Source organism: Aneurinibacillus sp. UBA3580 (assembly GCF_002375825.1).
GTDB lineage: Bacteria > Bacillota > Bacilli > Aneurinibacillales > Aneurinibacillaceae > Aneurinibacillus > Aneurinibacillus danicus.
Window position 1 is genome coordinate 1 of the sequence record NZ_DFMZ01000026.1, and the last position, 13044, is coordinate 13044.

Annotated in this window: 16 protein-coding genes; 2 read left to right on the forward strand and 14 right to left on the reverse strand. The window is 48.9% G+C overall.

Annotated features, from left to right (window positions below; genetic code table 11):
- Positions 1 to 210 precede the first annotated feature (210 nt).
- On the forward strand, positions 211 to 1929 hold the full coding sequence (locus tag B2899_RS04275) for a DEAD/DEAH box helicase (protein WP_286884279.1): 1719 nt from the start codon (positions 211 to 213) through the stop codon (positions 1927 to 1929).
- Entirely contained in the window at positions 1926 to 2750 is an 825-nt protein-coding gene (locus B2899_RS04280; RefSeq protein WP_286884280.1) for a YqhG family protein, read from the forward strand. The genes B2899_RS04275 and B2899_RS04280 overlap by 4 nt, the downstream gene beginning before the upstream one ends.
- Positions 2751 to 2788: 38 nt before the next feature.
- Here B2899_RS04280 and B2899_RS04285 read toward each other — a convergent pair whose 3' ends face one another.
- The 14 genes from B2899_RS04285 to B2899_RS04350 form a co-directional block, all read right to left on the reverse strand.
- Entirely contained in the window at positions 2789 to 2953 is a 165-nt protein-coding gene (locus tag B2899_RS04285; RefSeq protein ID WP_286884282.1) for a YqzE family protein, read from the reverse strand.
- A 57-nt stretch (positions 2954 to 3010) separates the two neighbouring features.
- Complete coding sequence (locus tag B2899_RS04290) at positions 3011 to 3544, reverse strand: shikimate kinase (protein ID WP_286884283.1); 534 nt, start codon at positions 3542 to 3544, stop codon at positions 3011 to 3013.
- Positions 3534 to 3932, reverse strand: a complete 399-nt coding sequence (locus B2899_RS04295) for a pilus assembly PilX N-terminal domain-containing protein (protein ID WP_146810260.1) — start codon at positions 3930 to 3932, stop codon at positions 3534 to 3536. The genes B2899_RS04290 and B2899_RS04295 overlap by 11 nt, the downstream gene beginning before the upstream one ends.
- Before the next feature lie 4 nt (positions 3933 to 3936).
- On the reverse strand, positions 3937 to 4362 hold the full coding sequence (locus B2899_RS04300) for a ComGF family competence protein (protein WP_146810259.1): 426 nt from the start codon (positions 4360 to 4362) through the stop codon (positions 3937 to 3939).
- A gap of 5 nt (positions 4363 to 4367) precedes the next feature.
- Positions 4368 to 4739 carry a type IV pilus modification PilV family protein gene (locus tag B2899_RS04305; protein WP_286884286.1) on the reverse strand — a complete coding sequence of 124 codons (372 nt, stop codon included), beginning with the start codon at positions 4737 to 4739 and terminating at the stop codon, positions 4368 to 4370.
- Positions 4740 to 4751: 12 nt separating this feature from the next.
- The gene (locus B2899_RS04310) at positions 4752 to 5195 is read right to left on the reverse strand and encodes a GspH/FimT family pseudopilin (RefSeq protein WP_286884288.1); all 444 of its coding nucleotides are present in this window, start codon (positions 5193 to 5195) and stop codon (positions 4752 to 4754) included.
- A complete protein-coding gene (locus tag B2899_RS04315; RefSeq protein WP_146810256.1) occupies positions 5179 to 5541 on the reverse strand; it encodes a competence type IV pilus major pilin ComGC in 363 nt (120 codons plus the stop codon). The genes B2899_RS04310 and B2899_RS04315 overlap by 17 nt, the downstream gene beginning before the upstream one ends.
- A gap of 22 nt (positions 5542 to 5563) precedes the next feature.
- Positions 5564 to 6616, reverse strand: coding sequence for a type II secretion system F family protein (locus B2899_RS04320; RefSeq protein WP_286884291.1), 1053 nt, complete (start codon positions 6614 to 6616; stop codon positions 5564 to 5566).
- Positions 6564 to 7688 carry a GspE/PulE family protein gene (locus tag B2899_RS04325; RefSeq protein ID WP_286884293.1) on the reverse strand — a complete coding sequence of 375 codons (1125 nt, stop codon included), beginning with the start codon at positions 7686 to 7688 and terminating at the stop codon, positions 6564 to 6566. The genes B2899_RS04320 and B2899_RS04325 overlap by 53 nt, the downstream gene beginning before the upstream one ends.
- A gap of 180 nt (positions 7689 to 7868) precedes the next feature.
- Positions 7869 to 8315: a universal stress protein gene (locus B2899_RS04330; RefSeq protein WP_146810253.1), complete on the reverse strand. Its 447-nt coding sequence runs from the start codon at positions 8313 to 8315 to the stop codon at positions 7869 to 7871.
- 125 nt (positions 8316 to 8440) lie between these two features.
- Positions 8441 to 9604 (reverse strand): HD-GYP domain-containing protein, encoded by a 1164-nt coding sequence (locus B2899_RS04335; protein ID WP_286884297.1) that lies wholly within the window; start codon positions 9602 to 9604, stop codon positions 8441 to 8443.
- Between the two features lie 201 nt (positions 9605 to 9805).
- The gene (locus B2899_RS04340; RefSeq protein WP_146810251.1) at positions 9806 to 10123 is read right to left on the reverse strand and encodes a YlbG family protein; all 318 of its coding nucleotides are present in this window, start codon (positions 10121 to 10123) and stop codon (positions 9806 to 9808) included.
- A gap of 241 nt (positions 10124 to 10364) precedes the next feature.
- Positions 10365 to 10835, reverse strand: a complete 471-nt coding sequence (locus B2899_RS04345; RefSeq protein WP_349679040.1) for a YlbF family regulator — start codon at positions 10833 to 10835, stop codon at positions 10365 to 10367.
- Between the two features lie 43 nt (positions 10836 to 10878).
- Positions 10879 to 12819: a hypothetical protein gene (locus B2899_RS04350; protein WP_286884300.1), complete on the reverse strand. Its 1941-nt coding sequence runs from the start codon at positions 12817 to 12819 to the stop codon at positions 10879 to 10881.
- Positions 12820 to 13044: the final 225 nt, after the last annotated feature.

Consider the following 13044-nt stretch of genomic DNA (forward strand, 5'->3'; position numbering starts at 1 on the left):
TCTCTTTTCCTTCGTACCACAAGAGTCAGCCGCTCTTCTCCGCATTTTCATATCGGGGTTGCGGCTGAGATGCCATAGTGTTTTTTTGTCTAAAGACTACAGTATTTTTTCCCTTCCCCTCCTCCTTTGAAACAACCTCAAACAAATTTTTACATAGATTCTCTCCTTTTCGTGCATCCTATCCATAAGACTTAGGAGGGTGGATTTAACATGACGGACATCCCTATTACGTTTCAGCGGGATTGGATCGATAGCTTTAAAACAAGAATGCAGCAAGACGGACCATGGCATCACCGCGAATTATACCGCCTGGCATGGGAAGCAGCCCGCGCCTGCGCAATCGGGGATTTCAATGAACTGCAGTGCCTGCGTCACCTGCCGTACCTAACCCCGCTCCCCCACCAGATCGAAACGGCGCAGAAAGTCATCTGTGACATGCACGGCCGCGCCCTGCTTGCCGATGAAGTGGGCCTGGGAAAAACCATTGAGGCCGGATTAATTCTAAAAGAATACATGGTGCGTGGTTTGGTCCAAAAAGCGCTTATTCTTGTGCCTGCCTCCCTCGTTGTGCAGTGGGTACGGGAGCTGAGCAGCAAATTCGCCATTCCGGCGGCGGCGCAGCGAAAAGAATATATGTGGACACAATATGATGTAATCGTTGCGTCCATCGATACCGCCAAACGTCCCCCTCACCGTGAGATTGTGCTTAATCAACCGTATGATCTTGTGATTGTTGATGAGGCGCATAAACTCAAAAATAAGCATACGAAAAACTACCAGTTCATTCAGGAGTTGAAGAAAAAATATTGCCTGCTGCTTACAGCAACACCGATTCAAAATGAACTCGATGAGCTATACAACCTTATTACACTGCTAAAGCCGGGGCACCTGGGACAATCCACTCAATTCCAGGAAAGTTACGTACAGGGAAAACGGCAGGTTAAAAATAATGAAACCCTCAAGCAGGAACTGAAAAAGATTATGGTTCGTAATCGGCGCGCCGACGGCAAAGTGGAATTTACTGCCCGCCACGTTATTACGGTTCCTATTGAGCTGTCGTCGGAAGAAAGAGCGCTCTACGATCAAGTTACCCGTTTTGTACAGGATCGCTATCACAGTGATGAAGAGGGCTACAAGAATCCGCTTGCATTGATTACGCTGCAGCGCGAAATCTGCAGCAGCCGGGATGCCGCATTTATGACACTGGTTAACATGCATAACCGCGCACCCGAGTCGTCGCCGCTTAGGCAGAGCATTCGTGGACTCATCGAAACATTAAAGCAGGTAACAACGCACCGGAAAGCGGAGAAAGTTCTCGAGATCATCAAAGAATCGGACGATAAGGTCATCATTTTTACCGAATACCGCGCTACCCAGGAATACCTGCAGTATATCCTGGCCCAGCACGGCATTACGTCCGTCTTGTTTCGCGGCGGATTTAAGCGTGGTAAAAAAGATTGGATGAGCCAATTGTTCGAACACCGGGCGCAGGTGCTTATCGCTACCGAAGCCGGTGGGGAAGGAATCAACCTGCAGTTCTGCAATCGTCTGATTAACTATGATATGCCGTGGAACCCGATGCGGGTCGAGCAGCGGATCGGCCGTGTACACCGCCTTGGTCAGACACGTGACGTCTATATTTACAATCTTGCGACCCGGGGCACGATCGAGGAAAAAATCCTCCATTTACTTTATGAAAAAATTAATCTGTTCGAGATGGTAATCGGAGAATTAGATACGATTATCGATCGGCTCCATTTGAATAAATCGCTGGAGAAAAGCGTGATTGATATTTTGCTGTCTTCGAAAAGCGAAGGCGAGTTAGCTATCAAAATGGACAACTTAAGCCAGGTCATCCAATCCGTACGTCAGAGCATGGAATCTATCCAGCCTGCTTCAGATTCATGGGAAGGGGCGGTGCTCCCGTGAATCAAGCACAAGTTCGTTCTTTTCTGGAGCGGTATTTTGCGGCGCACCAGGCCCGTTATGAAGAGACGCATCCTGCCTACTTTACGGTCGAGCTTCCGGTGGAAGTAGATAAAGACCTGGGCAATCGCCCCTTCTATTGGACGTATGTAGAGCGGCTGAAATTAGAACCGCAGCCGATGTATATGACGCTTGTATTTGATCGTAGTGCCCTGCCATCCGGGGTAAACGGAGAAGACATTGCGTTTGGCTCTCCGCGTCTTCAGCAATTTTTTGCATCTGCGCGTCGGCACGGCCGCTATATCCGCCTGTACGAACATACTGTACCGTTCGCTGCGGCAGATGCACATACCGCGCTTACTCCATGGCTTGGTGTCAATTATAAGATTTCCTTTATCTGCGACCGCAAGAAGGATCGCCTTGTCTCACTCGGCATTAATTTACTTCATGGTCAGATTGAGGAGAACTTCTTCGATATGCTCGAAGTACGCAGCATGCTGCCGGTTTTGCCGGATTATGCCTATACGATGCGTCCGATTTTTAGCGTGGACTCAGCAGTACAGCGCCTCGAACAGTATACACAGAGCCTGATAGAAAAAGAGGACAAGTCATGGGCCGAAGAAGCGCGCCGACGCCTGGCAGCAGAGCTGACGCAAACCGAACACTTCTACGCCGCCAAAAAAGCCACCGGGGAAGAAGGCGAGGAATCTTCCTCAAAACACAGAGAAAAGCGATTGGACGAGCTGCGCTGGCAGTATGAACCGCGCATTGAAGTCGAGATGATAAACAGCGGCCTGTTTTATTTACAGCAGCTGCACTCATAAAACAAAAACCGAACCCGGCCGGTTCGGTTTTTGTTTTATTACTTTCGTCTGCGGCGAATCAGCATGCTAAGTGAAAGTGGCAGCATACCAAACCAGCGATACAAAAGCGTTTCTTTCGGCTTTTTGGTCCGTTGCTCTTTCGGAGTTTCCATGTATTTGACAAAACGTTGAGCCAGATATTTTACATATTCCTGCGAAGACATCAGACACGCCTCCTTGCTTTACCCTGTTAGTTATAGCGTGTCCGCTTCTGTCCCTTTTCAGTCGTTCTCTGCCAGAAAGCGCTGAAAAACGGGATGCGCCCAGAGTTCATCCACGATTTCTTCTACGCTCTTACCGTCAGTGGAAAGCCGTACCGGAGCAAAGTCATATAGTCCGGCACGCTCTTCCATTAGCCGCCTTACATTCCGTTCCATATCACCGGCGAGCAGCGGACGGCTCGTATCAGCACGCAGCCGGTCGATGATCGTCTCCGGCTCTGCGGTGAGCGCCACCGTTAGCCCGCGTTGTTTCATTATCTCTACATTGCAGGGGCGGGTAACCACGCCGCCCCCGGTCGTCACAATTTGCGAAACCGGACTCGCAAGCACATGTTCTAACACCTGGGATTCAAGCGCACGAAACGCATCCTCCCCTTCTTCCGCAAAGATTTCCCGGATTTCTTTGCCTACGGCTTCGGCAATCTGATGATCGATATCCACCTGGTTCCAGCCGGTGCGCTCGGCAATCGCGCTGCCGATCGTTGTCTTTCCTGTTCCCATAAAACCAATCAAAATAAGCTGCCTAATTGTCAATTTTGAATTCACTCCAGTTCGTTATCTTTCCCGTGGTTTTGTTCATGGTCGCCCATAATCGCGTAGTGCGAGACGAAGAATTTGCAGCCGCCATCATCCATACCTCGTCTGTCCCACGCGCCTCTACCATGACTTGAATCACGGCATCCTCGATCCGATATTCGCGAAGCGCATAGTTGCCAGGCTCCTTTAATATACTTTCAGCTGTCATAAACACGCCCGCCTCCGCGATATAATGAAGCCGCATGCGCTCCTGATCATTACGGGAGATGGGACGCAGCAGACTAAGGAACGATAACGTATGCAGGACGACAAGCAGCATGATTTGCACATATACGAGCACCATAAACAGCGTCGCGCCACGCACATTTGTTAAACTATTCTGCATTATATCACTTCGCTTCCGCAAGCTCCACTCTTTTCCCGAGAAACCGGCTTCCCCTCCAGGTCGCCTTTCCTTTCTTTAGCTCGACATAAAATCGGCACCCGCCTGCCTCCGCTTCAACTTGAAAAACACGCACATACCGTCCAATGATAATATAGCCTTCCATGTTTACGCGCCGAATAATTTGCTCCCCCACCTTCTGATATGTGATGTTCATTCCGCTCAGATGAGTCAGAAAAAGTTTGTCGCCCACTCTCTCAAACCGTTTACACTGGCGCATTTCCGTTTCCATATAAGAAAACAACCCGCGCGCCTCCGCCTCCAATTCCGCTATTTCCTTTGCATAGGTAAAATGCCGCTGCGCCCCGGTAAAACAGAATAAAACCGAAAGCAGCACCGTGCATAAAATAACGGAGGAAAGCAATGCTTCCAACAGGGTCACTCCCCTGGCGTTGCAGAGACTGCGGGTGTAAATCGATACCCTGTGAATCCAATCCGCCTCTCTCCTGTCCATTCGCTTTCCCAAAGCACCTGCACCTCGCACTTTTCTACCATTTCCGTCACCCTTACAGGCGTTATCCGTATACGGTAGCGCTTGCCTCCGTTTTCCCTTTCGCCTGCATCAATCGTATGACCGGCTTTCCACTGTTCCAGCAGTGAGCAGGCAAGCAACTGTCCTTGCGTCTCCGCCGTACGCTCTGCTCTCTCCCGCATTGTAGTGTAGAGTGTCGCCTGAATAACCAGAACGAATATGGCAAACAGTACAAGGGAAAGCAGCGATTCAATATAAGTGAATCCATCTTCTCTCATTTTTCCCCTCCGTTATGCCGTGCTTATCGCAAAACGGCCGCTTACCATGTAAACCGTAATTTTCTTCGCAACACCATTCGGATAAACAACAGTAATGGTTCCTCCCTGAAGCACATGCCCTAACTCGTTAAAGATGAGCGTGCCGTCACCAAAGTTATATGAAACCACAAAACCGGCCGGAATCTTCACTTTTTTTTGGTATGTTTCCCATATTCGATGCACCACGTATATCCCGTTCCATGGCTCAAACTTCACGCGGACCATTCCCCTATAGCTTAATGCTTCATTTGCGGCAAGATATAAATCTGCGCTCAATGTCTCGATGAACTGATCTCCCTGCATATGACGCATTATTTGCATGGCCGAAGGAATTGCAAAGCCCAGGACACCCCCGAGAATAGCGACGACAATCAATACTTCAATCAGCGTGAATCCGTTCTTATGATGACGCGTCATGGCGACTGCACTTCACATCAATTTTCTTTCCGTCAGACGAAATCTCCACTGAATAGGTTCCCCCCAAAGGACAGGACGGAACCTCCCGAAGATACCCTTTATTCTCTAAGTCTGTCAGTGCGGTCGCTTGTGCCGGATACGCCCCTCCGTTCTCGGCCGCATATACTTCAAGAGCAGTGATAACCATCCGTTTATTTACTTTACAACTTTGGTTTTGCGCATTGGCGACCGCCCCTTTATACGTAGGCAGCGCCAGCATTAAGAACGTGCCCATAATCGCGATTACGATGAGCAGCTCAATCAGCGTAAATCCGTCCTGCGGGTTCCGGCTTCTTCTACGCTTCACTTTACTTCCACCTTTCTTCTGATCATTTCACCTCATTCATCATCTGCAGAACCGGCAAAAAAAATGATAAAACAACGACAAACACAATTCCGCCTACCCCAATCAGTATCACTGGTTCTAACCACCGCATCGCCTTTTCAAGCTGCTGTTTGATATGAATTTCTATCTGTTCGCTGTAAAACAGCAAACACTCTCCCATTCTCCCTCCTTCCTCCCCCAATTCGATATAGCGGACCATCTCTTTGGTAAAACAAGAATGCGCACCCAATGCATGGCTTAACGAAAATCCGTGCCGCAGCTCATTCTCTACTGCCGCCGCCACTTCCCGCAGTAAAAACCACGGTGCTTTTTGGTGAAATAAGCGGCATATCTCCAGAATAGAAATGCCTGCTTCAAGCAAAAGTCCCGCCTGCATTGCAAAATAGTGACTATACTGTAGGGTAATCCAATATCGTATAACAGGCAGTTTTAACAATAGCGGAACCAATTGGTGTTTCCGGTGAATAATCAATGCCGTACACAGGACTAAGATCAACACGCCGGCAAGTGAAACAGCATAAGAAGGAATCAGTGAGAAAGCATAAAGTAACCATCGAGTCAACGGTGGAAGTGAAAGGTTCATCGCGCTATACATTGAGGAAATTTGAGGCATAATCATGTGGAGTAAAAACCAAAGGCAAACAAGGGACAGGATAAGCAGCAAAAGAGGATAACTAATTAATTGATATACCTGGTGTCTCCAGACGGCACGCCTGCGGTAATAACGCGCGGCAAATGCGAAACTGGAAGCATACTGGCCGTGCTGTTCACCTGCCGTAATCAGCGAAAGAAACAATGTCGGTACCTTCATCTGTTCAAACGCTACCGACAATGGAGCACCCGCTTCAAGCCGTTCAAGTACATGCAAGATTTGCTGTTTCTCCCGGCGGGCAAAATGATCGCTCGTAAGCTGAAGGCTGTCCAAAAGCGGAATTCCGGCTTCCAGCAAATAAGAAAGTCGCTGGCTTAAACGGGCCAGTGATTCATCGGACCACCCTGTCTCTTCCCGCATACGCTTCATAAAGCTCCCGCTCACCCGGCTCAGCCACCCCTTCCACAATTTTCTGTTCCAAAAGCGAAGAAAGAAATACAAATCCGCTCTTCTCCAGGTAACGGCGAATGGTCGTTGCTGAACACCGATTAAGAATATAAGGGTGAAATTCTTCTTCTATCTGCAATACTTCATAAATGCCAAGCCGTCCGCGAAACCCGGTACCATGACAGGCTGCGCATTCCGCATTCCGTCCGTAGCAATGATGGCACCGTTTGCGGATGAGCCGCTGCGCGATAACGCCGGTGAGCGCAGAGCTGACCAGGTACGGTTCAATTCCCATATCCAACAAACGAAGCACTGTGCCTACCGCATCCAGCGTATGAATCGTTGAGATGAGAAGATGGCCGGTAAGCGCGGCACGCACCGCCACTTCTGCCGTTGGCTTGTCCCTGATTTCACCGACAAGAATCACATCCGGGTCCTGGCGCAGGACCGCTCTAAGCCCTTCATGAAACGACAGTCCGGCACGCGGATGAATTTGCACCTGATTAATGCCTGGAATCCGGTATTCAACCGGCTGCTCTAGCGATACGATATTGCGGCCGTGCCGTTTAAGCTCATGGAGCATCGTATACATCGTCGTTGTTTTGCCGCTGCCGGTCGGGCCGGCAATGAGAATCATGCCCTGTGCTTTCGCAAGCATCTCGCGTACCCGAAAAACGTTCTCTCCGTTCATGCCAAGCGAAGCAAGTGACTGGTATTTCGTCTCATGCGGCAGCAGGCGGAGCACAACTTTCTCGCCGTGGATGGTGGGCAAAGTCGCAACACGTATGTCAATGGAGCGATATTCTTCCCCCTTGCCGACCTGAAAGGCAAATCCTCCGTCTTGGGGCAGCCTCCTTTCCCCGATATCCATCCCGCTCATAAGCTTGATACGAGAAACGAGCGGCGGTCCCCATCCTTCTTCTTTCTCTTCAATTTCCTGCAAATACCCGTCCAGGCGAAATCGGATGACAATTCCTTCCGCTGTCGGCTCAAGATGAATATCGCTTGCACCGTATCGAATCCCTCTCTGAATGAGCTCTGTAACATATCCGGTAACATCCTCAACCATATTTTTCCCTCCTTTCTTCAAATTATACCATATTTTACCAATTATCAAATTGTTTTTTGCTAAACTATAATGAGAAAAACTCACGTATTTTGCTTTATCACTGTAAAGCGAAATATACTTTCCTATACCACAAAAAAGAAACCGCACCCAACCGGTACGGTTTCCTATCTGCATTCTATGCTATTTTACGATTAAAACCGGACAATTTGCCAATTGTGAAACCTTATGGCTAACGCTTCCAAGCATCAATTCTTTGAATCCGCTTAAACCACGGCTGCCGATGACGATGAGCTGGTATCCATTTTCTTCCGCCTGTTCGACGATTTGGCGAGCCGGATCTCCTTTAACGTAAATCGTCTCCGTCTCGATCCCCTGTTTTTCCGCTTTGGCTTTCGCCTGCCCAAGCAATTCTTCGCCTTCTTTCTTCATCGCCTCATCAAAATCAATGTCGTATTCCCTGGAGATATACACCATTTCCCCAACCATGTAGGGCGGCACAACAACTTCTTTTCCTACATGCAGCAGGCTGACTTTCGCCCCTTGTTCTTTCGCGATAGATAATGCGGCTTCCAGCGCCTTGTCGCTCATCTCCGAACCGTCGATCGCTACCAGAATCTTCTTAAACATTTCTTCTTCCTCCTCGCTGCAGGTTTTTCTGTACACTTTTATTGTACAACCAAAACTTTTCCCATGTTAGCAAGTCAGAAGGTAAATTGTAACAATTTCAGCACATTTGCACTTTTTCCACATTTTTATATTTCTTCTTCATCCCGCTCATACGCAAATTCTTCATTTTCGCAGCGCGCTGCCTGCTTGGGCTGCGGCCATCTCCCCCTTTGATAGAGAGAAAGTGCAGCTTCTGCAACCTTCGGATGGAATTGTGTGCCGGTGCAGCGCTTAATTTCCGCCATTCCTTCCTCGATCGATTTCGGTGTATTATAAGAACGGGAAGACGTCATGGCGTCAAATGAGTCGGCGACATTTACGATCGCCGCCAAAAGAGGAATTTCCTCGCCTTTTAGTCCGTGCGGATACCCTTGTCCGTTGTATTTCTCATGATGGTATAAAATGATATCGCGTACGCCCTTCAACTTTTTCAGCCCGCCGACGATACGCGCTCCTTCAAGGGAATGGCCCTTCAATTCAAGCCATTCTTCCTCGGTCAGTTTTCCCGTCTTGTTCAATACCGTAGAAGGAATATGGATTTTTCCGATATCATGCAGCAGCGCGCCATATTTGAGCGTAAACATGTCATCCTGGTTTAGTCCCAGCTCTTTTCCCAGAGCAAGCGAATACAATTGCACGCGCGTCGAATGGCCGAGCGTATAAGAATCCTTGCTTCCGATAGCCTTTGCCAGGCTTGTCACCAGCTCATCCAGCACGATTTGCTCTTCTTTCTTTATCCGTTGAAAATGCGAGATGAGTAAATTTGCCATTACACCAAACACAGGAAGCATAAAAATATGCGACAGCGCATTCGTAGACGTGCGCCATTGCCCTTCATATATGTAGGTATATCCGCAATCATAAACAATTAACACAATGACCGCCAAAAACGAATACAGCACCCCAACTCGCTTCTCGTCATATAATCCAACGGAAGCAATGCCAAGATAAATTAGAATTAAATACGGGCTCTCATCTACCCCGCCGGTAACCCACATATATCCCAGAACAAAAATAAAGTCCAGTACGCGAAGCATCTGCTCTTTTGAAGCGAGAAACATTTCCGCCTTTTTGCCTTTCCAGGTATAGACGACAACCCCAATCATCCAACCTGTCAGTGTTAATCCCCAGAATACCACGGACGAAAAAGTGGAATGATGCTGCACAAAAAAGTACGTCAACGTAATTACGCTTAGGGAAACAAAGCGAAGCTTACTCTTGATATGATTCTGCATAATCCCCTCATCCATTTCTCTTTTCTCTCTTTGTATCTCGGCTAATCTAAACAAAAAAGCAACCCTTGTTTAGGTTGCTGACTTCCGAAATTAATGCGTTTTTTTCTGGTCGTCACTCAATACGATATACATAATAAAGCCAAGTACTCCTGTAGCAAGCAAGAAAATAGGAATGTTCCACATCCAATTCATCAGGCTGCCTCTCCCCTCCCCAATCTATCTGCTCTGCTCTCCACCACGTATAATGGATAAAATTTGTGATTCTTCCATCTTATAGTCGAACTCTTTTGCCTTATCCGGCCTGGCATTGTCATAATGAACCGGAATTTCATGGCGGTGCGATTTCTCTACTCTTGTAACGAAGTCAAGCCGGGAGATGCGTTCAATCGTCTCGTCCAATGTATCTGCAGCGGTGTACATTGCTACATAATTCAGACGACGGGATATGTAGTGGATGTTGCCAAACTTGCGTAAATTGCGGGCTGCCTTGGTGTTTTTGACGTAAACCGCAAGCCCGACACGGTGTTCTCTCATTCTCCGACTCTCCTTTTTCGTATAGTAGCATTAGTGATATTCATCATCAAGGACCTGTCTGTAAGAAGAAGTGACAACTTTATTACTTATAAATTCAGCTCTAAAGCCCCTGCACTTCCGGTTAAGAGATTCGGTATACAAGGCAGAAACGGGCCGTCTGATCACTCAGACGGCCCTGTGTCGGCGAAAGGAGCAGCCTGCCGCCTCACTTCTTCTATGCCCTGCACACCGGGGTACCTAACTATTTCGCAGAACAGCCGCAACTGCCCCCCGTACCGCAACCGCCGCTGCCACAACCACCCATCATCTCATATAATGGATTGTTGCTCGGTACTTTAATGCTCTTCGACACAGCATCGGCTATCGTACGGCTAACTCGATAAAGCAATTCATCCAGTTCGTCTTCGGCCTTTTTGAATGCGGCTACAGACGCTACCTGCTCCATCTCGCGCTTCTTCTGGCGGATTTCACGCGTGACTTTATTGTAATCCGGGTGATACTTCCCGAATCGCTGTACCTCTTCATACACTTCCTTCATTCGATTGAAGGAAGCAATCTTCGCCTCGGCTTCCGGGTCCTGTTCCATCCTTCTGCGGGACTCCAGATACCGCTTCATCTCTTCGGAGCCTGTAAGCAGCTCGCCGATACGGTAAGCACGCTCCATGACCTCTTGAAAATCGAGCGGTGACAAAGTCATCATCCGGCTTGACATAATCTCACCTCTATATTATTGTATCACGTCACATATCCCCTGCCTAGTCCTGGCCAGGAAGCGCAGGGAAAAGCAACCTGACTCGGCCGATATCTTCCAGCTGGACGTCTTCTCTTGTGCCGCTTACATCTAATGTCAAGCAATACTGCCCTTCTCCAGCCTTTATATTAAGAATGCGTATGTTTTCCACGGGCTGACCGTCGATTTCCGCGGATAATGGAACTCCGAGTGATCGGGCTGATTCCATTAGTTTACGCAGCGTAGAGTGGTGGTAACGCTGGAAGTTCTTATACCATATTGAAGGCACCTCTTTAAGCTCCGGAAGCACGTCTGTGAGAGCCGGAAATATGGATTCGACTTTATATCCGTTTTCTAACCCGCCGGAAGAGGATATCATTTCTTCCGCTTTTTGTGCTTTGTCTGTTTCTGGTCTGGCCGCCTTCTGTTCGCTTATCCTTATGTTTCTTCGTACGAGTGCCTGTTCTAATTTTTCTCGTTTTTCCTCTTCCACCAGAAAATCCCGTTCGTTCAGCCGCTCCAGCAGGCAATCCGCCATCTCGCGGTCCGCCGCAAGCCATGTAGCAGTCTCTGTATCAGGACAGCGCAGCACTGTTACGCGTGCAAGCATTACATATGAACCGCCGCACAGCCACTGGCTCAACTGTTCCCGGACATTGACAGGCACATCGGGGTGGATTTGTTCCAAAAGCCTAAGCAGGCGATTGTTCTCTTTCTCATTCTCTGTCGTCTGAACGGATTCTTGCGTCAAGCGGAACCGCCACACTTCCTGCTGTTCCTCCAGCCCGGCGTATGCACCAAGTTCCCAGCGAACTTCATACGGTGCATGCGGCAATAGCAAAACCTCGAAGGTGGGCTGGACGTACCCGCTTCCTGTGTACATCCCTATCTCCTGTTCCTGTTCAGCGGTAAACAGATCCGGAACCCAGGAGTATATAGCCTCCTCTCCTTCTCCTTTCTTTAGAGCAAAACCGAACAGCACAAGCAGCGGAGCCACCTCTTCTGCGAATGTTTCCCAGTGCTTGTCTTTTCCCGCAAAAACCGTGCCCTGTAGCAGGTCGTATTCTGCCTTCCGTAAAGCCTGCAGTGAAAAGACACTCTCCCGGGAGGCTTCCATCCAATCCAAAATTATAGAATAACAGGGGTGAAGCAGGCTGAACTTTTCTTTCACCTCCCGGTAGAGACGGCGCTGCACCGCAGCTTCCCGGCCACGGAATATGTCCGCCGCCCGCGCCTCGTCTACCGTGTACTGCATTACGCCATCTGCTGTCTGTTTGCGAAGCAGGCCAAGCGAAAGCAATAACCCAAGTAAAAAACGATCACGCGGCCCTTCCTCACCCGTTGCTTCGGACACAACGGATCCAAACGCTTCTTCAGGATATGGAATGACACGATGCCAGAGCCGACGGGTTTTCATTGTCATCGTCCCTTTTTTCGTCAGCGCGATCGGTTGGTGCCGATGTATCTGGAGCAGGCGGAACAGCACGCTGCTTAGCGGTACGGATACCGTATCCCAACCGTCAATCAAAATACCTATACCAGTATCTCGTTCACGCCATGCATGAGACAGCAGCCAGGTTCGAAATGCAGTGCCCATATCATCCGGCAGGCAGTATGCAAGCTCTCCCCATAAACGGCGCAGCGTATACACCAGACCGCGGCGCCGAAGCCCTGTCAAACCGCTGTGGGCAGCAAGCGGTGATGCCAATCTGGCATATTCCTCCATCTGCCGGTATGTAACGATATCCCGGCCGACACGAAACAAAAAGTACAGCAGCATCTCCTTCTCTTCGTCGGTCAGCGTAAGCCAGGTACGCTCTATCGCAGCGGAACTGATTAGATAATGTGAAAGTTCGTCTATAGCAAGCGCAGCATCTTCCGTTTGCGAAAGTGGCCACCCGTTTACTTCGGCCAGTTGCCGCAGCAGGCGTTCGTTAATCTGTTCGAGAATTTCATGCACATTCATAATTTGGCTCTCTACCTTCCTATCCTCTTACTTCTGTATGTTAGTATACACATTTCTTACACACGAATAAAACAGCACAGAGCTGGCTATATCGCACAGAAAACGACCATGGCGTCTCAGCCGCAACCCCGATATGAAAATGCGGAGAAGAGCGGCTGACTCTTGTGGTACGAAGGAAAAGAGAGGAAAGAATGAGGAGAGGATTTTCATGTAGAAAAAGGCGAA

Coding starts and splice junctions, on each gene's coding strand:
- B2899_RS04295 (WP_146810260.1), bottom strand. CDS start 3,932: ATGCAGAATAGTTTAACAAATGTGCGTGGCGCGACGCTGTTTATGGTG.
- B2899_RS04340 (WP_146810251.1), bottom strand. CDS start 10,123: ATGAGAGAACACCGTGTCGGGCTTGCGGTTTACGTCAAAAACACCAAG.
- B2899_RS04330 (WP_146810253.1), bottom strand. CDS start 8,315: ATGTTTAAGAAGATTCTGGTAGCGATCGACGGTTCGGAGATGAGCGAC.
- B2899_RS04305 (WP_286884286.1), bottom strand. CDS start 4,739: ATGAGAGAAGATGGATTCACTTATATTGAATCGCTGCTTTCCCTTGTA.
- B2899_RS04335 (WP_286884297.1), bottom strand. CDS start 9,604: ATGGATGAGGGGATTATGCAGAATCATATCAAGAGTAAGCTTCGCTTT.
- B2899_RS04275 (WP_286884279.1), top strand. CDS start 211: ATGACGGACATCCCTATTACGTTTCAGCGGGATTGGATCGATAGCTTT.
- B2899_RS04310 (WP_286884288.1), bottom strand. CDS start 5,195: ATGACGCGTCATCATAAGAACGGATTCACGCTGATTGAAGTATTGATT.
- B2899_RS04350 (WP_286884300.1), bottom strand. CDS start 12,819: ATGAATGTGCATGAAATTCTCGAACAGATTAACGAACGCCTGCTGCGG.
- B2899_RS04325 (WP_286884293.1), bottom strand. CDS start 7,688: ATGGTTGAGGATGTTACCGGATATGTTACAGAGCTCATTCAGAGAGGG.
- B2899_RS04345 (WP_349679040.1), bottom strand. CDS start 10,835: ATGTCAAGCCGGATGATGACTTTGTCACCGCTCGATTTTCAAGAGGTC.
- B2899_RS04285 (WP_286884282.1), bottom strand. CDS start 2,953: ATGTCTTCGCAGGAATATGTAAAATATCTGGCTCAACGTTTTGTCAAA.